This is a genomic window from Bradyrhizobium sp. URHD0069, from assembly GCF_000701345.1.
Lineage (GTDB): Bacteria > Pseudomonadota > Alphaproteobacteria > Rhizobiales > Xanthobacteraceae > Bradyrhizobium.
Window position 1 is genome coordinate 242,258 of the sequence record NZ_JNIJ01000005.1, and the last position, 17,734, is coordinate 259,991.

The 17,734-nt window shown below is 62.3% G+C and carries 19 protein-coding genes and 1 pseudogene; 13 read left to right on the top strand and 7 right to left on the bottom strand.

From position 1 onward, the window contains the following. The first annotated feature begins 7 nt into the window (after positions 1 to 7). The 5 genes from N554_RS0101200 (at position 8) to N554_RS0101220 (ending at position 3,681) form a co-directional block, all read left to right on the top strand. Complete coding sequence (locus tag N554_RS0101200; protein WP_029581800.1) at positions 8 to 814, top strand: alpha/beta hydrolase; 807 nt, start codon at positions 8 to 10, stop codon at positions 812 to 814. Positions 815 to 903: 89 nt separating this feature from the next. Next, positions 904 to 1,071 carry a hypothetical protein gene (locus tag N554_RS39445; protein WP_156041712.1) on the top strand — a complete coding sequence of 56 codons (168 nt, stop codon included), beginning with the start codon at positions 904 to 906 and terminating at the stop codon, positions 1,069 to 1,071. 86 nt (positions 1,072 to 1,157) lie between these two features. Continuing rightward, entirely contained in the window at positions 1,158 to 2,252 is a 1,095-nt protein-coding gene (locus N554_RS0101210) for a calcium:cation antiporter (RefSeq protein WP_029581801.1), read from the top strand. A 34-nt stretch (positions 2,253 to 2,286) separates the two neighbouring features. Beyond that, entirely contained in the window at positions 2,287 to 2,577 is a 291-nt protein-coding gene (locus N554_RS0101215) for a cupin domain-containing protein (RefSeq protein WP_029581802.1), read from the top strand. 168 nt (positions 2,578 to 2,745) lie between these two features. Beyond that, positions 2,746 to 3,681: a hypothetical protein gene (locus tag N554_RS0101220; RefSeq protein WP_371259444.1), complete on the top strand. Its 936-nt coding sequence runs from the start codon at positions 2,746 to 2,748 to the stop codon at positions 3,679 to 3,681. A 191-nt stretch (positions 3,682 to 3,872) separates the two neighbouring features. Here N554_RS0101220 and rpsU read toward each other — a convergent pair whose 3' ends face one another. From rpsU to purE, 3 genes are all read right to left on the bottom strand, one after another. Further along, complete coding sequence (gene rpsU / locus N554_RS0101225; RefSeq protein WP_029581804.1) at positions 3,873 to 4,178, bottom strand: 30S ribosomal protein S21; 306 nt, start codon at positions 4,176 to 4,178, stop codon at positions 3,873 to 3,875. A 165-nt stretch (positions 4,179 to 4,343) separates the two neighbouring features. Next, entirely contained in the window at positions 4,344 to 5,453 is a 1,110-nt protein-coding gene (locus tag N554_RS0101230; protein ID WP_029581805.1) for a 5-(carboxyamino)imidazole ribonucleotide synthase, read from the bottom strand. Continuing rightward, positions 5,450 to 5,938 carry a 5-(carboxyamino)imidazole ribonucleotide mutase gene (purE, locus tag N554_RS0101235; RefSeq protein WP_029581806.1) on the bottom strand — a complete coding sequence of 163 codons (489 nt, stop codon included), beginning with the start codon at positions 5,936 to 5,938 and terminating at the stop codon, positions 5,450 to 5,452. Before purE ends, N554_RS0101230 begins: the two co-directional genes overlap by 4 nt. A gap of 141 nt (positions 5,939 to 6,079) precedes the next feature. Between purE and N554_RS0101240 the strand changes: the two genes are divergently transcribed. Further along, positions 6,080 to 6,772: a GGDEF domain-containing protein gene (locus N554_RS0101240; protein WP_156041713.1), complete on the top strand. Its 693-nt coding sequence runs from the start codon at positions 6,080 to 6,082 to the stop codon at positions 6,770 to 6,772. 123 nt (positions 6,773 to 6,895) lie between these two features. On the opposite strand, the gene N554_RS0101245 is transcribed toward N554_RS0101240, so the two are convergent. After that, entirely contained in the window at positions 6,896 to 7,147 is a 252-nt protein-coding gene (locus N554_RS0101245; protein WP_029581808.1) for a hypothetical protein, read from the bottom strand. A 23-nt stretch (positions 7,148 to 7,170) separates the two neighbouring features. Beyond that, positions 7,171 to 7,365: pseudogene (locus N554_RS42605) on the bottom strand (hypothetical protein); the annotation flags it as partial. A gap of 320 nt (positions 7,366 to 7,685) precedes the next feature. Here N554_RS42605 and N554_RS0101255 point away from each other — a divergent pair. Next, a complete protein-coding gene (locus N554_RS0101255) occupies positions 7,686 to 8,066 on the top strand; it encodes a response regulator (RefSeq protein WP_029581810.1) in 381 nt (126 codons plus the stop codon). Between the two features lie 180 nt (positions 8,067 to 8,246). Here N554_RS0101255 and N554_RS0101260 read toward each other — a convergent pair whose 3' ends face one another. Continuing rightward, positions 8,247 to 8,453, bottom strand: a complete 207-nt coding sequence (locus N554_RS0101260; RefSeq protein WP_029581811.1) for a YdcH family protein — start codon at positions 8,451 to 8,453, stop codon at positions 8,247 to 8,249. A gap of 225 nt (positions 8,454 to 8,678) precedes the next feature. Here N554_RS0101260 and N554_RS0101265 point away from each other — a divergent pair, with 225 nt between their 5' ends. Next, positions 8,679 to 8,864 (top strand): YdcH family protein, encoded by a 186-nt coding sequence (locus N554_RS0101265; protein WP_029581812.1) that lies wholly within the window; start codon positions 8,679 to 8,681, stop codon positions 8,862 to 8,864. Between the two features lie 169 nt (positions 8,865 to 9,033). Here the strand turns inward: N554_RS0101265 and N554_RS0101270 are convergent, their stop codons facing one another. Next, entirely contained in the window at positions 9,034 to 10,173 is a 1,140-nt protein-coding gene (locus N554_RS0101270) for an NAD(P)/FAD-dependent oxidoreductase (protein WP_371259446.1), read from the bottom strand. A gap of 263 nt (positions 10,174 to 10,436) precedes the next feature. Between N554_RS0101270 and N554_RS0101280 the strand changes: the two genes are divergently transcribed. The 5 genes from N554_RS0101280 to N554_RS0101300 all read left to right on the top strand — a co-directional run bounded on the left by N554_RS0101280 (position 10,437) and on the right by N554_RS0101300 (position 17,575). Next, positions 10,437 to 13,130, top strand: a complete 2,694-nt coding sequence (locus tag N554_RS0101280; RefSeq protein WP_029581814.1) for a sensor domain-containing protein — start codon at positions 10,437 to 10,439, stop codon at positions 13,128 to 13,130. Between the two features lie 10 nt (positions 13,131 to 13,140). Further along, entirely contained in the window at positions 13,141 to 14,610 is a 1,470-nt protein-coding gene (locus tag N554_RS0101285; protein WP_029581815.1) for a glycerol-3-phosphate dehydrogenase, read from the top strand. A 93-nt stretch (positions 14,611 to 14,703) separates the two neighbouring features. Then, positions 14,704 to 15,849 (top strand): ABC transporter ATP-binding protein, encoded by a 1,146-nt coding sequence (locus N554_RS0101290; RefSeq protein ID WP_029581816.1) that lies wholly within the window; start codon positions 14,704 to 14,706, stop codon positions 15,847 to 15,849. Continuing rightward, on the top strand, positions 15,846 to 16,760 hold the full coding sequence (locus N554_RS0101295; RefSeq protein ID WP_029581817.1) for an ABC transporter permease: 915 nt from the start codon (positions 15,846 to 15,848) through the stop codon (positions 16,758 to 16,760). The genes N554_RS0101290 and N554_RS0101295 overlap by 4 nt, the downstream gene beginning before the upstream one ends. Further along, the gene (locus tag N554_RS0101300; RefSeq protein ID WP_029581818.1) at positions 16,760 to 17,575 is read left to right on the top strand and encodes an ABC transporter permease; all 816 of its coding nucleotides are present in this window, start codon (positions 16,760 to 16,762) and stop codon (positions 17,573 to 17,575) included. The genes N554_RS0101295 and N554_RS0101300 overlap by 1 nt, the downstream gene beginning before the upstream one ends. The last annotated feature ends 159 nt before the right edge of the window (positions 17,576 to 17,734 follow it).

A 17,734-nucleotide genomic window follows, 5' to 3' on the forward strand; every position in this document is an offset into this window, starting at 1 on the left:
AGACATCATGGCCCTCCTGAAATGGCTCGTCGTTCTCGTATCGATCGGCTATCTCGTTGGTCTTGTCGTGCTGTTCTTCGTGCAGCGGACGTTCATCTTTCCGATACCGCAAACGACACGCACCGCCCCTGAGGCTGCCGGCTTTCCGGAAGCTGAAGAGCACATTCTGACCACGGCGGATGGCGAGAAGGTCATCGTCTGGCACGTCCCGGCAAAGCCGGGCCACGCCGTCGTGATTTACTTTCCCGGCAACGGGGATTTTCTGGCCGGGCGCGTGAGCCGCCTGCGAGCCATCACCTCAGACGGCACCGGGCTCGTCGCCTTGTCATATCGAGGCTATGCCGGCTCCAGTGGAAAGCCGAGCGAGCAGGGACTGCTCCAAGATGCTGCCGCGGCCTATGCCTTCACAACCGCGCGATACAGCGCCGACCGTATTGTCGTCTGGGGCTTTTCCCTGGGCAGTGGTGTCGCGGTGGCGTTGGCGGCCGACCATCCGGTCGGAAGACTCATCCTGGAAGCGCCCTACACGTCGATCGCGGATATTGCCGCCACCGTTTTTCGATTCGTGCCGGTACGCTGGCTGGTGAGGGATCAGTTTCATTCCGACGAGCGTATTGTGCGCGTCACCGCTCCGCTTCTGATCATTCATGGCGCACGCGATTCCGTCATTCCGTTAGGTTTTGGCGAGCGATTGTTTGCGCTCGCCCGCGAGCCGAAACAATTCGTGCGGTTTCCCGAGGGCGGCCACGACGATCTCGATCATCATGGTGCGATGGAAACGGCTCGACATTTCATCGGGGCGTCGAAAGGTTGACGAAAAGGGCTGCAGGCTCTGCGCATGCTCTGGCTCCATGACATCTGTCGTGCGCGCGAGGTCTGGCGTTAGCACCTTGGATTTTCGTCATGCTGTCACATGAGTCGCCGGCTGCGACCATGCTCGACGACGCGGCAATGACGTGGCCATTTGCGCCGAGCTTGTTCGGCTATCTGCTGTGGCCTGTTGTGATTTTGGTACCCCTGTTTCTACTGCTTACCTTCCTCCCCATTGCTCCTGTTCTCAGCTTGCATTGAGGTGTTGCACATTCTCTTATGTTCGTGTCCTCTTGTTCGTCTCCCGAGAGCTTAGCTCAAAAGTCATGCAGCAGAATCAGGCTTTATTGAGCGCATACGGCCCTATGCCGCGATCGGCGTGGATTTTCCCTGCGCTGGCCGTTTTGTTTTTTGCCGCCGCGACTGCTCTCGGTATCACGTTCAAGCCATCGGCCTCGGGGCTTGTATTCGCGGTCCTGCTGCTGGTCATCCTGTTCGGCACGGTTTTCGCAGCCGTGCATCACGCCGAAACCATCGCACAGAGGATCGGCGAGCCCTACGGCACGCTGCTGCTTACCCTGGCGGTCACCATCATTGAGGTTGCGCTGATCGCGACCATCATGCTCGGCGACAAGGCCGTGCCGACGCTGGCGCGCGATACTGTGTTCGCGGTGGTGATGATCGTTTGCAACGGCCTCGTCGGCGCCTGTATTCTCCTCGGCGGCCTGCGCTATCGCGAGCAAGACTTCCAGATCTCGGGAGCCAATCTCTATCTGTCGGTGCTGGTCGTGCTCGCGACCATTACGCTGATACTGCCGAATTACACGCTGACGACGCCGGGACCGCTATATTCGACCGCGCAACTCATCTTTGTCAGCCTGGTCACGATCATTCTTTACAGCGTGTTTCTCTATACCCAGACGATTCGGCATCGCGACTATTTTGTCAGCGGAGCTGACGGTTCCGATCACGCTGCGCAGATCTCGAATCGTACGTTGATGCTCAGCATCGGATTGCTGATGGTCTCGCTGTTGGCCGTGGTACTGCTGGCGAAAAAGTTCTCGCTCGTGGTCGACGCCGGTGCGGCGCTGATCGGCGCACCTTCGGCTTTCGCCGGCATTGTTGTCGCGCTGTTGATCTTGCTGCCGGAAAGCGTCGCCGCCATTGCCGCCGCGCGCAACAACGATTTGCAGAAAAGCATCAACCTGGCGCTAGGCTCGTCACTCGCCACCATCGGACTGACCGTTCCGGCCGTCGCGGTGGCGGCTTATGCCCTGGACAAGACCCTGGTTCTCGGTCTCGACCAGCGGGAAATGGTGCTGCTGGCGATGACGCTGCTTTTGAGTATGCTGACGTTCGGCACCGGCCGGACCAATATGCTGTTCGGGTTGATTCACGCGCTGGTGTTTGCGGTATTCATTTTCATGGTGCTTGTGCCGTGACATCTATCGTGACATCTATGGAGAACGAGCGACGATGATCAGCGCCAAGTCAGATGTTCAGGTCGATACGCCGGAAGTCCGCGTCACCGAGTGGCGGCTGGCGCCGGGCAGCGCCACCGGTCATCACATTCACGAGATGGATTACGTCATCGTTCCCGTGACCTCGGGCGAAATGACTATCGTGGCGCCCAATGGAGAACGCTCCAAGGCGCAGCTTGGCCTCGGCAAATCCTATTTCCGCAAGGCCGGGGTCGAGCATGACGTGCTCAACGAAACCACAGCCGAAATCGTGTTCCTGGAAGTCGAGCTGAAACGGCCGATCTGATCGAGGTTCCGCGACCCTGAAAGCCACGTCACGCTGTTGGTGCGTGCCGGTTGAAACCGCCAAGACCTGAACGGCGCTGCCGTCGGCCGAATTGCCATCGATCTGTCGCACTTGATCCCTTAATGCGCCTCAAAGTTCCCGCATCAAAATGGCGCGGGGAGTGTCGGCATGCTGAAGAAATACATTTCGAAATTTACGATGGACATATTGCCGTCGGTGGCCGCGACCATCATCGGGGCCTATATCGTCAATCATTACATCGTCGCCAAGCCGGCAGCCAATGCTCCGGCCACTGCGGCGATATCGTCGGATGACCTGAAAAAGCCCGACACCAAGAGCGATGCGAATCCGCCCGAGACTGTCGCCAACGCCCCCGAGGCCGGCGTCAAGGCGAAGGGCATCTCTGAAAGGGCCATTCTCGAGAAATCGGCGGCCGAAAAGCCTGCTGAGAAACCGGCTGCCAACAAGCCGATTGCCGACAAGCCGGCCGAGACCGCGAGCGTCCCCGTGGAAACGCGGCGGCATCAGGCTGCGCCGCGCGAAAAGCCGGTCGCCAAAGCTGTTGCGGCGCCGGTGCAGCCTGCAGCGTCGGCCACTGCGCCGGCTGCCGCCGCGCCAACTACCGTCCCGCCGGTCGAGGCTGCAAGCCCGCCGGAAGAGCGTCGCGACGCCAACGATCTCGCGCGCGCGGCCATCGAGCGCCTGCGCGGCGCGAACGACGGCTCGCCCCGTGCCCAGGAAGCCGCGCGTATCCCGGAAGCGCCTCGCGTCCCGGACCAGCCTCGCGTCGTGTCAGCCCCGCCCGTGCCGGCGCCATCGGCTCGGCCGCTTCCGCCCCCGATCATGGTTTCAACGCCCGCGACTGAGAACTTGGATTCTTCTGCCGGGTCATCACAGATGAGGCCGCCTTACGCAGGCGCCGCGCGGATCGACGACCCACGTCGCCCGACGCCGCCAGCCGATATCCCGGCAGCCGCGCCGTCGCGGCCGCTCGATCTGCATGCCGAGGCGGCGGAGCCGACGTCAACGCGTGAGCACACAACGGTCGCCGATGACATGCTGTCGGCCGCGAAATCGGTGTTTCACGCAGTATTGCCGAAATAGCTCCGTACCCTTAGCTCAGGACCTTCAGCACGTATCGCTCGCCTTGCCGCCGACGCGCGCAAGGCCGCTTCGCGCGCCTTCATCCTTGGGCGGAGGTTGCCGGACAATGCTCTGCTCGAAACAACTCTGCCCGAAACAACAACGCGGACCCAAGGGCCCGCGTCATCGGATTCAGATAGGCAAGATCTTGATCAGCGCGGTCCACGTGGACCGGCGCCAGGACCGCCACGGCCACCGGGACCACCACGTTCTGCGCCAGGGCCGGCGCCGAACACCGGCTTCGGCTTCATCGGCAGCAGGCCTTCGCGTTGCAGCTTCTTGCGGGCCAGCTTGCGTGCGCGGCGCACGGCTTCGGCCTTTTCGCGGGCCTTCTTCTCGGAGGGCTTTTCATAATGGCCGCGGAGCTTCATCTCGCGGAAGATACCCTCGCGCTGCATCTTCTTCTTCAGCGCCTTGAGGGCTTGATCGACGTTGTTATCGCGGACGAGAACCTGCACGCGGCATCCTCTTTCAATTAATCGGATTGGAATTCTGGTAAAGCAAAGGGCTAGCGAAAACGCCGAGCCCTTAAACCTTGAACGGGCGGATGTATCAGACAAAGGCGGGAATGTCCACCAGCGGGAACGCAATTCGTATCACCAAATCGGGTGTTTTGGTCGCGATCACGAGGTTTTTTGCGGCGTTGCTCCGACCTGCGTCACATGTCCCATCTTCCGGCCCGGCCGCGCCGGACCCTTGCCGTAAAGATGCACGGTCGCGCCCGGGACGGTCAGCCATTGCTCGTAACTGTTGATATCGTCCCCGATCAGGTTGGTCATGGTGACCGGGCCATGACGAACCGGTTTGCCGAGCGGCCAGCCGGCAATGGCGCGGATGTGCTGCTCGAACTGCGAGATCGACGCGCCGTCGAGCGTCCAGTGCCCGGAATTGTGCACCCGTGGCGCGATCTCATTGACCAACAATGTCGGTCCGCCGTCGCCGGCCAAAACAAACATCTCGACGGCGAGCACGCCGACATAATCGAGTGCGTTGGCGATCGTTTCCGCGATGGTGCGCGCCTGTGCAGCGAGCGCTTCCGAGATCGCCGCCGGCGCGCGCGAGGTCTTCAGGATGTGGTCGCGATGTTCGTTTTCGGTGACGTCAAAGCATTCGACATGACCGTCGGCGCTGCGCGCGGCGATCATTGAGACCTCGCAGTCGAAAGGAACGAAGGCCTCGAGGATGGCGGATTTGGTGCCGAGGTCTTCCCAGATCAGTTCCACGTCGTCGCCGTCGCGGATGATCGCCTGGCCCTTGCCGTCATAGCCGAAGCGCCGGGTCTTGATCACGGCGGGCAGGCCGATGCGCGAGATCGCGGCACGCAGCGCCGCGGCCGACGAGACATCGGCGTAATCGGCAGTGCCGATGCCCAACCGTTTGACGAAGTTCTTCTCGGCTAACCGATCCTGCGTGGTTTCGAGGATTTTGCGGTCGGGCAGCACCGGACGGCGCGCTCCGAGGATCATCGCGGCGGCGGCAGGTATATTCTCGAATTCGTAAGTGATGACGTCGACGTCGTTGGCGAACAACTCCAGCGCCTCGACGTCGGCATATTCCGCACAGGTCGCATTCAGCACGACATCGAATGCCGGTGAGTCCGGGTCCGGTGAAAACACCTGGCATCGCAAGCCGAGCCGCGCCGCTGCCATCGCCAGCATCCGGCCCAACTGTCCGCCGCCAAGAATTCCGATGGTGTCGCCGGGCTTCAGCTTCACCTGCTTTTTGGCCGTCACGCAGATTCCTCCGGGCGCTCGCCGATAGCCTCGGTCTGCTTCTTGCGCCAGGCCGCAAGCCTGCCGGCTAGCTCCGGGTCGTTGAGCGCGAGCACGCTTGCTGCAAGCAGCGCGGCGTTGATGGCGCCGGGCTTGCCGATGGCCAGCGTCCCGACCGGGACCCCCGCGGGCATCTGCACGATGGAATAAAGCGAATCGACGCCGGACAGCGCCTTGGATTCCATGGGAACGCCGAATACCGGAAGTTCCGTCAGCGAGGCGGTCATCCCCGGCAGATGTGCCGCGCCGCCGGCGCCCGCGATAATGATCCTGAAACCGGCGGACTTGGCGGCCTTGGCAAAGGCGAACAACCGGTCGGGGGTGCGGTGCGCGGAGACGATGTGTTTCTCGCAGGCAATGCCGAGCGCGGCGAGCGTTTCGGCGGCATGGCGCATGGTGTCCCAGTCCGACTGGCTTCCCATGATGATGGCGACGGGGACGGTCATACGGTTAATTCTTTTCGGGAATCCAAAAGCATAGGCCGCAAGTATAAGATCGGCCCGGGCTTCGGCAAGGCGTGGCAAGGGGTCTGGAATGGACTATCCTTTCTTGGTGAATCCCGGCAAGCCTCCTGCTCAGGAATGCCCATGAAAAAGAAAGCCAGGGCGACCGCCCCGAGGGGCGCGAAACGCCGCAAAACCGTCATGGCGGAGCGCAATCCGGTGCCGCAGCGGGCCACGCCTGCCACCCGGCCTCGCCCGTCAGTCGCGCCCAATGAAGCCAGACTGACAATTCGCCGGCTCAGGGCCCAACTGGCGGAGGCGCTGGCGCGAATAGAAGAACTGCAGGCGTCAGCCGATACCGACTTCCTGCTGGATATTCCGAACCGGCGCGGCTTTGAGCGAGAACTCCATCGCTCGGTCGCCTACATCAAACGCTACCATGCGAGCGGCGCGCTGATCGTGCTCGACGTCGATCGCCTAAAGCCGATCAACGACGCCTTCGGGCACGCCGCGGGCGATCAGGTGCTGAAGGCTGTGGTGGCGGCGCTTTCGCGCCAGATACGTTCATCCGACGTGATCGGGCGGCTGGGCGGCGATGAATTCGCGGTGTTATTGTGGAACCTGAGCGAAACCGATGCCAGGGCCAAGGCGGCGTCGCTGGAAGAAGCCGTCGATGGCTTAAAGTTCGTATTCCGCGGCCGCACCGTCACAGCGGGCGCATCCGCCGGCGTCGCTATTCTCGGTCCCCACGCGGAAGCCGGTCGAGCACTGGAGGAAGCCGATAGCGCGATGTATGTGCGCAAGGCGCAACGGCGGCATGCGGCGGATGGGAGCTAAGGTTTCGGATCGGTAGAACCGTAGAGGTGGCAAAGCGACAGCGTGCCCACCAATCCGAAGCGGATTTGACCGGTGGTGGCACGGCGCGAGAAGCGGCGTTGCGCACCCTGCCATCACTGATGCTTACAACCCGCTCAGATCATCCGGTACGTTGCCGAATTTCTTAAGCAATTGAGCGTCGCCGAATTCGCCGATCATGGGATCGCCGGTGCGACTGAAGGCGACCGCACCGATGCTGCCGGCGGCCCTCGACAAGACTTCCGCGCGTCGTAACGCACCCGAGGAACTCTGGCATTCCTCCGCTGCGCCCGCGACCGGCGAGCCGGTATCATCCTGCAGAAACGGTAGCGCGACGTAATAGGTGACATCGGCCATGGTGTCGCTCCGGGTTTGATCGATCAGGCGGCGTCGCTGTTGGCTCGCGGTCGTCGTTCCGGAGCGCAGCCGTTCGAGCCAGCTGCCTGCAGCTCCTGCAACTCAATTTCCAGATACTCGTTGGCCATGATGAGCGCCTTGATCGTGCTGCGCATGTTTCCGTCGCACATCGCGATCGCTTGGTCGCAGGCCCGCTCGTACCGATTGGGATCAGATAGCCAAGACTGGCCGGATGAGGACTGGCCGGACGAAGACTGGCCGGACGAAGACTGGCCGGATGAAGATCGGTCGGACGAAGATCGGTCGGACATGGCGAAGCTCCGGATATGACCAGAAGGTTGAGTAATGTTCCTATTTTGTTCTTATGGAGTCAAGAGGCGTCGGTCGATGAACCGGGCGGTCGTCGCCGATTTGCACAGCACCGCACAACGAAAGGTCAGCACAGGCTACCGAGGCTGAACCAAAGGCGGTCCGAAGGCCGGGCACGGAACGAAAACAATTTCGGGAGCTTAATGCCTATTCTCAGGGAGTACGATGCATGGGTCTTGCTGAGTCCAAAAGACCCGTGGTGCTGATCGTCGAGGATGAATTTCTGTTGAGAATGGACGCGGTCGATATGATCGCCGCCGCTGGGTTCGAGGTGGTGGAAGCAGCCAACGCGGACGAAGCCATAGAAATTCTGGAAGCTCGTCGGGACATCACCGTGGTTTTCACCGATATCCAGATGCCGGGCTCGATGGACGGATTGAAGCTCGCACGGGCGGTCAGCGGACGCTGGCCACCGATCAAGATTATCGCGACCTCCGGCCAAGCCGAATTGAGAGAAACGGATTTGCCCGAGGGCGGACGGTTTTTGCCGAAGCCCTACAGTCCGCTACAGATTGCAGGCGTATTGCATGAGTTGATCAATGGCCGGTGAACCCTGTGTCATTTCGCAGCGCAACGGGCCGTCATTCCGGCGCGCGGATGACGCGCGGATGAAATGAGCGAACCTGGAATCTCGAAATTCACCGACGTGCAATTGCCTATCTGAGGTTTACGTCGGAGCCTCTCGTCGGGCCGCGCTTTGGCCCGACCTGGTGGAGCGCCGGACGACAAACTACGCAATAATATCCGGCGTGATCTGGTCTTCGATGAAGGCGATGCGGTCGCGCAACTGCAGCTTGCGCTTCTTTAGCCGTTGCAGCCGCAACAAATCTGGCGCGGGCGATTGATGCAGCGCATCGATCGCAGCGTCGAGATCGCGGTGCTCCTGCTGCAGCCGTGCGAGCTCGGTTTCGAGTTCGCGCTCATCTTCGTCGGTCATGGTGTACGTTAACTGAAAAACGCGGACGAGATCGCGAAAGATTGGGAAACCAGTGGGAACCAATATCGTGCCTGCCGATCCCGTCTGCAAGCTCGTCCCGATCCTTACTCACGATTTCCTTACAGCTGATTGCGCTTTTCAATACCCATCGACAGATTCGGCGGCTCGTGTACACTCACTTGTCCGGATCAAATCTGAGGTCTGATCCCCCCGAGGAGGCTCCATATGGCAATTCAGGCGCATCTCGTTGAACTGGAACGAAAACATAAGACTCTCGAAAACGAACTGCACGAAGCGCTCGTGCACCTTTCAACAGACGACCTGCAAATTGTTGAGTTGAAGCGCCGGAAGTTGATGGTTAAGGACGAGATCGAGCGGTTGAAGCATACCGCCGCCGAGATGGTGCACTAGCCAGCTCGTCCGACCCCGCAAAAATACTGCCTTCATTCTGAGGTGCGCGCTGCGCGCCTCGAAGCATGCTCACACCCGCCATTCGAGACTTGCCGAAATTGGTCGGCACCTCCAGCGATGAGTGCAATTGCGCTGACGCGGGTGGTGATGACGTTGCGACGCGAAAAGCTCACGCCGCTGCAAGTTCGGCGACATGATCGGCAAGCGCCAGGGACGATGTCAGCCCTGGCGATTCTATTCCGAACAAATTGATCAGCCCGTCGACGCCATGATCACGCGGTCCCTGGACCAGGAAATCCTGTACGGCGACCGCCGGCGGTACGATCTTCGGCCGAATTCCCGAATAGCTGGGCATCAGCGCGCCGTCTGGTAGCGTCGGCCAGTATCGCCGGATGGCCGGATAAAACCTCTCCGCCCGCGCCGGATCGACCGCGTAGTCGATGGCATCGACCCATTCCACGTCGGGACCGAATCGGGCCTGTCCCGCCATGTCGAGGGTAAGGTGCACGCCCAGCCCGCCGGGCTCGGGCACCGGATAGATCAGGCGCGAGAATGGCGCCCGCGCGCTGCAACTGAAATAATTTCCCTTGGCGAGATAGGCCCGCGGTATCAACTCGATCGGCATGCCATCGATACCGCGCGCGACCGCTGGCGCACCAAGCCCCGCGGCGTTGACGAGAAGCCTGCATTCGAGGCTCATCGGCGCAGTGCCGCCGACGTCGAGTACGATTCCATCAGCGGCGGCCTTGGCGCGCAGCAACGGCGTATGAAAAGCAAAGGCCGCGCCGGCAATTTCGGCGTCGCCGCGCAGCGCCAGCATAAAGGCGTGGCTGTCGATGATCCCTGTGGAGGGCGAGAGCAGGGCGGCGTCGCAGTTCAGCGCCGGCTCCAACGCGCGCGCCACGTCGCCAGAGAGGGTTTCCAGGTCGAGCACGCCGTTGGCTTCGGCATGAGCCCTGATCGACTGCAGTTTTGCGGTTTCCTTCGGCGTGGTTGCGACGATCAGCTTGCCGCAATTGCGATGCGGGATGCCGTGGTCGCTGCAATATTCATACAGCGCACGCTTGCCGCTGACGCACATCCGCGCCATCAGGCTTCCCGCGGGATAATAGATGCCGGCGTGGATCACTTCGCTGTTGCGCGACGAGGTGACCGTGCCGATACCCTCGGCCGCCTCCAGGACGATGACCTCGCGGCCGGCCTGCGCCAGCCGCCGCGCAACCGCAAGGCCGATCACCCCCGCACCGATGACGACGCACTCGACTTTGTCCATTCGCGGGTTCAGATCCGGGATTGAGGGTTGTTCGATCCGGCGCGCACAACCAAGAGTTGGCCCTCCCTCGTCCCAGGGTCGCTTGGCGTCCTCTATCACTCTGTTGAGGATGACCTTTTCAATGAAGGCGTCAAATTTCTTCCGCGTGATTTCCAGACCGGATTCGCGTTAGTGACGCATTAAGCATGTCAGGGCAATTGCGGTTATTTAAGTCGCATTTTTGGATTGCATGGGTACGTGTTTACCCGATCCAAACCCGCGAAGCCAGACACTCCGCCGCAGAAATCCGCGGGTGAGCGATGGCTGACAAGAATTGGCAGGCGGGCGGCAAGAATCTGATTTCTGCGCGGGCCGTCGTTTGCCTGATCGCCACCATTGCGCTGTTCGGCGCCGCCGCCTGGGGCGTGTCCAATAACTTTGCGCCCACGAGCTCTGTCGGCGGAGCCGACCCCCATATGGTCTGGGAAATACTGATCGGCGGCATTGTTGTCAGCTCTTTTCTCGCCGCCGTGGCGCTGTGGGTCCACTCGGCATTGCGCCGGGTCAAGCGCTTGCAGTTGCATAGAATTGCATTCGTCCGTTCCGCCCTGAACATCCTCAGCCACGGCGTGGTGATGACGGATCAGCGGAAGCGGGTGGTGTTCTGCAACGCCCGTTATCTCGAGATCTACGGCTTGGCGCGTTCGGATATTCCTCGAAACATGACCGGACCGGAATTGCTGGAGATGCGGCGCAAACGCGGCTTGCTCGACGTCAGCGTCGAGGACTTCTACGCTCAAGCTGGCGCTCCGGAAGGCCTGATTACCGAACTGCCGGGCGGGCGTTCGATTCTGGTCAAAAGTTTTGCGCTGCCAAACGGCGGCTCGGTGGCAACGCATGAAGATTGCAGCGAGCAGCGCAAGCTTTCCAGAGAGCTCGCGTCCACCAAGCATTTTCTGGAATCGGTGCTCGAGAATGTGCCGGTATGCGTGGCCGCCAAGAGCATCGAGGATGGCCGCTACATTTTTGCCAACCGCGCCTTCGAACGCTTCTCGCGCTTCTCCCGCGCCAATATTCTTGGCAGGCGTGCCGACGAGCTATTCAAGGCCGATACCGCGGCAAGGATCGAAGCGGCGGATCAGGCCGCGCTCAAGTCGCCCGAGGGCCAGTTCCGCAACGAATTCGCGGTCGAGCGCGGTTCGGAAAAGCGGGTTCTCGCCTCGAATCGCGTGATCGCGCGCGACGAAAAGAACCAGCCGCAATTCCTGATCGCGCTGTTCGACGACGTCACCGACCGCAAATCGCTTTCCCATGAGCTGGAAAACACCAAGAAATTTCTTGAACTGGTGGTCGACAACATTCCGGTTTCGCTGATCGTCGAGCGGGTCAGCGATGGACGATACCTTCTCGCCAATCGCAGCGCCGAGACCATCCTCAACCGCCGGCGCGAGGACGCCACAGGGCTAACGGCTGCGGATATTTTCAATCCGAGAGAAGCCAAGCTGATCATTGCGCGAGACGAGGCGGCGATCAAAAAGCGCGGCCTGCTCACCGAGGAACACCCGATCAGCACGAAGGACGGCTTGCGCCTGTTCCTGACGCGCCGCATGACGGTGCTCGACGACGCCGGCGAGCCGCAATATCTGATCAAGACCCACGAGGACGTTACCGACCGCCGCCAGACCGAATCGCGCATGGCCCATATGGCGTATCATGACGGTTTGACGGACCTGCCGAACCGTGCGGCGTTCCTGCAGGCGCTCGCGCAGATGATCGAGGCCTGCGAAGGCACCAGTGAGGAGTTTGCGGTGCTGTCCCTCGACCTCGATGGTCTGAAGGAAGTCAACGACGTGTTCGGCCACGCGACCGGCGACAAATTGCTGATCGAAGTGGCGCGCCGCATCCAGGCCTCGGCGCGCGGCGGCGTGGTCGCCCGGCTCAGCGGCGACGAGTTCGGACTGATCATCGATGGAAAGCAACCGGGCGCCGGCACCGCGCTGGCAGAGCAGCTTGCCGAAGTGCTGGCGAACGAGTTCCAGATTGACGGCAAATCGGTTCGCACCGGGGTAACCACCGGCATCTCGATATTCCCGCACAATGGCGCTGACGCCGCGTCGCTGCTTGCCAATGCCGGCGCGGCGTTGTTCCGCGCCAAGGCAAAATCGCGCGGCTCGATCAGCGTCTATGAACCGGAGATGGACCAGCAGATCCGCGACCGCCGCGTGCTGCACCAGGAACTTTCGCTCGCGATCAGGAACGGCGAACTCTCGCTGTACTATCAGCCGCAAGCGGCGTCGCGCCGTACCCTCCCCGGCATCGAAGTCATCGGGTTCGAGGCCTTGGCGCGATGGCTCCATCCGGTGCGCGGCTTCGTGCCCCCCGGCGATTTCATTCCGCTCGCGGAAGAAAGCGGGCTGATCGTCGAAATGGGCGAATGGATTCTGCGCGAAGCCTGCCGGGAGGCCGCGTCGTGGCCGATGCCGCTGCAGATCGCGGTCAATCTGTCGCCGGCGCAGTTCATGCACGGCGATCTGGTCGGCCTCGTGCATTCCATACTTCTCGAGACCGGCCTCGCGCCCGGCCGGCTCGAGCTGGAAATCACCGAGGGCGTGCTGATCGAGGATTTCGAGCGCGGCCTGGCGCTCTTGCGGCGGCTGAAGGCGCTTGGCGTGCGCATTTCCATGGATGACTTCGGCAGTGGTTATTCGTCGCTGAGCTATCTTCAGGCGTTTCCGTTCGACAAGATCAAGATCGACCGCGCTTTCGTCATCAATCTCGGACGCAACCCGCAATCGGCGGCGATCGTTCGGGCGGTGATCGGTCTTTGCCACGGCTTGGACATGTCGATCGTCGCCGAGGGCGTGGAAACCCAGGAGCAGCTCGCTTTCCTTTCGGACGAGGGCTGCGACGCGGTGCAGGGCTATCTTATCGGCAAGCCCCTGCCGATCGGACAGTACGCCGCGCTGGTCGGCCGCGGTGGCAATACGATGGAGCCTGCCCGCAAGACCGGCTAAGTCTCCGTGCATGGCGGACTACGATCTCGCGATCATCGGCGGCGGACTAAACGGCGTTAGCCTTGCGCGCGACGCCGCCGGTCGCGGCCTGCGGGTAATCCTGCTGGAGCAGGGCGACCTCGGCGCAGGCGCATCGCAGGCTTCGCCGCGGCTGATCCACGGTGATCTTTCGGTGCTGGAGCGGAGAGCCTTTCTGCGCGTCCGCGCGGCTTTGGCCGAACGCGATATCTGGCTGCGGATCGCACCGCATCTGGTGCGCCCGATGCGCTTCGTGATCCCTGCCCATTCCGACGAGCGTCCGTCGTGGTTGCTGCGCTCGGGGCTGTTGCTCTACGACCGGCTTGCCTCGCGCACGCATCTGCCGGCCTCGGCAACGATCGACGTCACGCATCATCCGATCGGCAACGCACTGAAGCGGCCATTCGGCACCGCGTTTGAATACTCCGACTGCGTGGTCGACGATTCGCGGCTGGTGATCCTCAACGCCGTCGACGCCGCAGAGCGCGGCGCGTCGATTCGCACCGGCGCGCGGTGCGTCCGCGCCGACCGGCTCGACACCTGGCGGCTGTCGGCAATCGATCGCGGCCACCGGCAGGTGATCACGGCGAGGGCGTTGGCCAACGCCACCGGCGCCTGGACGGCGTCGGTGGCGGAAACCGTATTGCGGATGCCGCCGCCAAACCTCGCCACCGTGCAGATGAGCCAGATTGTCGTGCGGCGTCTGTTCGATACCGACAGCGTCTACGTTTTCCAGAACAGCGATCGGCGGCTGATTTTCGCCAGTCCGTATGAGCGCGATTTCACCCTGATCGGCACCGTGGGGCACGCGTTCAAAGGAGATCCCGCCATCGTGTCGATGCAGGCTGCCGACGTCGCCTATCTCTGCGACGCGGCGAACCGGTATTTTCGCGAACGCATTGAACCGGTCGATGTCGTCAGGACGGTTTCCGGCGCCAACGCGGTGATGGACCCGCAAGGCAGGCGCGCCGCGCGGGATGGCGTGGCGACGTTCGATGCCGGGCGCGGCAAGGCGCCGCTGCTGACGATGTTCGGTGGCGATGTCACGACGTCGCGGCGGCGCGCGGAGTGGGCCGTCTCCAGGCTTACGCCTTTCTATCCGATGTCGGCGCGCTGGACCGCGAAGGCGCCGCTGCCGGGCGGCGATTTTGCGTGGTCGCGGTTCGACGCGCAGCTCGATGTCGTGCGTGAGCGCTGGCGGTTTCTGACCGAGGCTCAGGCCCAGCGTCTGGTCGCGGCCTATGGCTCGCGCATCGAGGCTGTCCTCGGCGACGCAAAAAGCCGAACCGATCTCGGTCCGGCGTTCGGGCCGGAACTGACCGGCGCTGAGGTGCGCTATCTCATGGCCAGGGAATGGGCGCGTTTCCCGGATGACATTCTCTGGCGCCGCTCGAAACTAGGTCTGACCATGCCCCCGCAGGATCGCGACGCGCTGGCAGCGTTCATGGCGACGGCTCCTTGAGTGCCGATAATATTGTGGCCGCGCCCCGCGCCCACGGTTGAGCCGATGCCGATCCGCCGCTAGCGTGCAGCCACGATTGGGCCGGCGAGGAACATGGCTGAGGAATTATCGAAACCCGAACCGCAGGCGGTTTCGGCCGACCTTCCGCTCTTGCGTATCGACGCGGTGGTGAAAACGTTCGGCGGCTTCAGGGCGGTGGATCGGCTGTCACTCGACATCGGGGCGGGTGAGTTTTTTGCCCTGCTCGGTCCGAGCGGCTGCGGCAAGACCACGCTGTTGCGGATGCTCGCCGGTTTCGAGACGCTGGACGAGGGCCGCATCCTGCTGAATGGGACAGACATAGGCCCGGTGCTGCCGCACCAGCGTCCGGTGAACATGATGTTTCAGAATTATGCGCTGTTTCCCCATCTCACCGTGCGGGACAACATCGCGTTTGGATTAAGGCGCGCGCGTATGCCGCGCTCCCAGATCGATACGCGCGTGGCTGAGATGATAGCGCTGGTCAAGCTCGAGGGCCTCGAGACGCGAAAGCCCGATCAGCTCTCCGGCGGTCAGAAACAGCGCGTGGCGTTGGCGCGCTCGCTGGCGCGCCGGCCGAAAGTGTTGCTGCTCGACGAGCCCCTGGCCGCGCTCGACAAGAAGCTGCGCGAAAGCACGCAACTTGAATTGATGGAGGTGCAGCGGCGCCTCGGCATGACCTTCATCATCGTCACCCACGATCAGGAAGAGGCGATGACGGTAGCCGACCGGATCGGCGTGATGGCTGCTGGCCGGCTCGAACAGGTCGCGACGCCGCGCGAACTCTACGAGGCGCCGGGTTCGCGCTGGATCGCCGAATTCGTCGGCGACATCAACCTGTTCGAGGGTCAAGTTGCGTCACGCGAAGCCAATCGCCTGGCGGTTTCGACAAACGCCGGAATGCTTTTGGCCGCGCAGCCGCGCCAGCCGATCACGAACACCATCGTCGCCGTCGCGATCCGCCCGGAAAAAGTAAAACTGTCGCGGCGCGGCCCGATGCCGGATCCGCTCAATGCGCAGGCGGTCAACCGGCTGGAAGGTGTCGTGACCGATGTCGGCTATCTCGGCGGTCTCACGACCTACAAGCTGAAGCTCGACAGCGGCGCGGTCTTGCGCTCGTCGATGGCGAACACGGCGCGCATCGATATCGACGCCTACAGCGCCGGCCAGCGGGTGGTGGCGTGGTTCACGCCCGACGATTGTGTGGTGCTGGAGCAATGAGCGCGCGCCGCATCTTCACTGGTCCGGCGCGCCTTGCCGCGATCGCGCCCTATCTCTGGATGGTGTTGTTTTTCCTGGTGCCGTTCGGCTTCGTGCTGAAAATCAGCCTGTCGCAGACCGCGATCGCACAGCCGCCCTATCTGCCGGTATTCGATCCGACCCAGGGGTTTGAGGCGATCAAGGCGGCGTTTGCGGCGCTGTCGCTGGATAATTTCAAGCTGCTGGTCTCCGATCATCTCTATGTTCTGTCGTATTTGCGCAGCCTCGTCGTCGCGGTGGTTTCGACCTCGATCCTCCTGCTCATCGGCTATCCCATCGCCTACGGCATGGCGCGGCTGCCGCAGCGCTGGCAGAGCGTGGCAATGATGCTGGTAATCGTTCCGTTCTGGACCTCGTTTCTGATCCGCATCTATGCCTGGATCAACATCCTGCAGCACGACGGCTTGCTCAACCAAATCCTGCTCGCGCTGCATCTGGTATCGGCGCCCGTGGTGTGGCTGTCGACCGACAGCGCGATGTATATCGGCCTCGTCTATTCCTATCTGCCGTTCATGATTCTGCCGCTCTATGCGACGCTTGCCAAAATGGATCCTTCGTTGCTGGAGGCCGCCAATGATCTCGGCGCTTCGCCGCTCAGGGCGTTCTGGCTGCTGACGTTTCCGCTGTCGCTGCCGGGCGTCGGCGCGGGGGTCTTGTTGTGCTTCATTCCCATCGTCGGCGAGTTCGTGATCCCCGATCTTTTGGCCGGCTCCCATTCGCTGATGATCGGTCAGATCCTGTGGCTGGAATTCTTCACCAACAAGGACTGGCCGGTGGCCTCCGCTGCCGCGGTCGCGCTCTTGATCCTGCTGGTGCCGCCGCTCCTGCTCTATGACCGGCTGCAGCGCCGCCAATTGGAGGGCGCACGCTGATGGCGCGCACGGTGAACCGGATCACGCGTTTCAACATATCGGCGCTGGCGCTCGGGCTCGCGTTTCTGTACCTGCCGATCGTGATTCTCGTGATCTATTCGTTCAACGCCTCGCGGCTGGTCACGGTGTGGGGCGGCTGGTCGCTGCGCTGGTACACCGAATTTTTCAATGACCGCGCCATGCTGGAGGCGGCCTGGATGAGCTTGCGCGTCGCGGCGGCCTCGGCCACGATCGCGACGCTGCTCGGCACGCTCGCCGCGGTCGCGCTTTCGCGCGGCGACCGCTTCAAGGGCCGCACGCTGTTTTCCGGCATGCTCTATGCGCCGCTGGTGATGCCCGAGATCATCACCGGGCTATCGCTGCTGTTGCTGTTCGTGGCGCTGAACGCCGAGCGCGGGTTCTGGACCGTGACCATCGCGCACACCACGCTGACCATGTGCTTCGTGGCCGTCGTGGTGCAGTCGCGGCTGACCTCGCTCGATCGCAGCCTGGAAGAAGCGGCGATGGACCTCGGCTGCAACCCGGTGCAGGCGTTTCTATCCGTGACGCTGCCGCTGATCATGCCGGCGATCGCCGCGGGCTGGATGCTGGCGTTCATCCTGTCGCTTGACGACGTGGTGATCGCGACTTTCACGACCGGTCCCGGTTCGGCGACGCTGCCGATCCGGATCTATTCCGAGGTGCGGTTAGGAGTGAAGCCCGAGATCAACGCCATCTGCACGCTGTTCATCGCTTTGATCGCGGTGGTGATCGTGGCGGCGTCGTTCGTGTCCAAACTGACGAGAACGCGGGGCGAGAGCGCGGCGCCGTTGTAGCCTGCGGTTCGATCGCAAGTTCCGATTCAATTTTCAAACAGCCGTCATTGCGAGGAGCCAACGGGTCTCGCCTTCGGCGAGCCCGATGACGGGCTCCGCGACGAAGCAATCCATTCTTCCTTTGCGTTGCGAGATGGATTGCTTCGCAGAGCCTGTCAT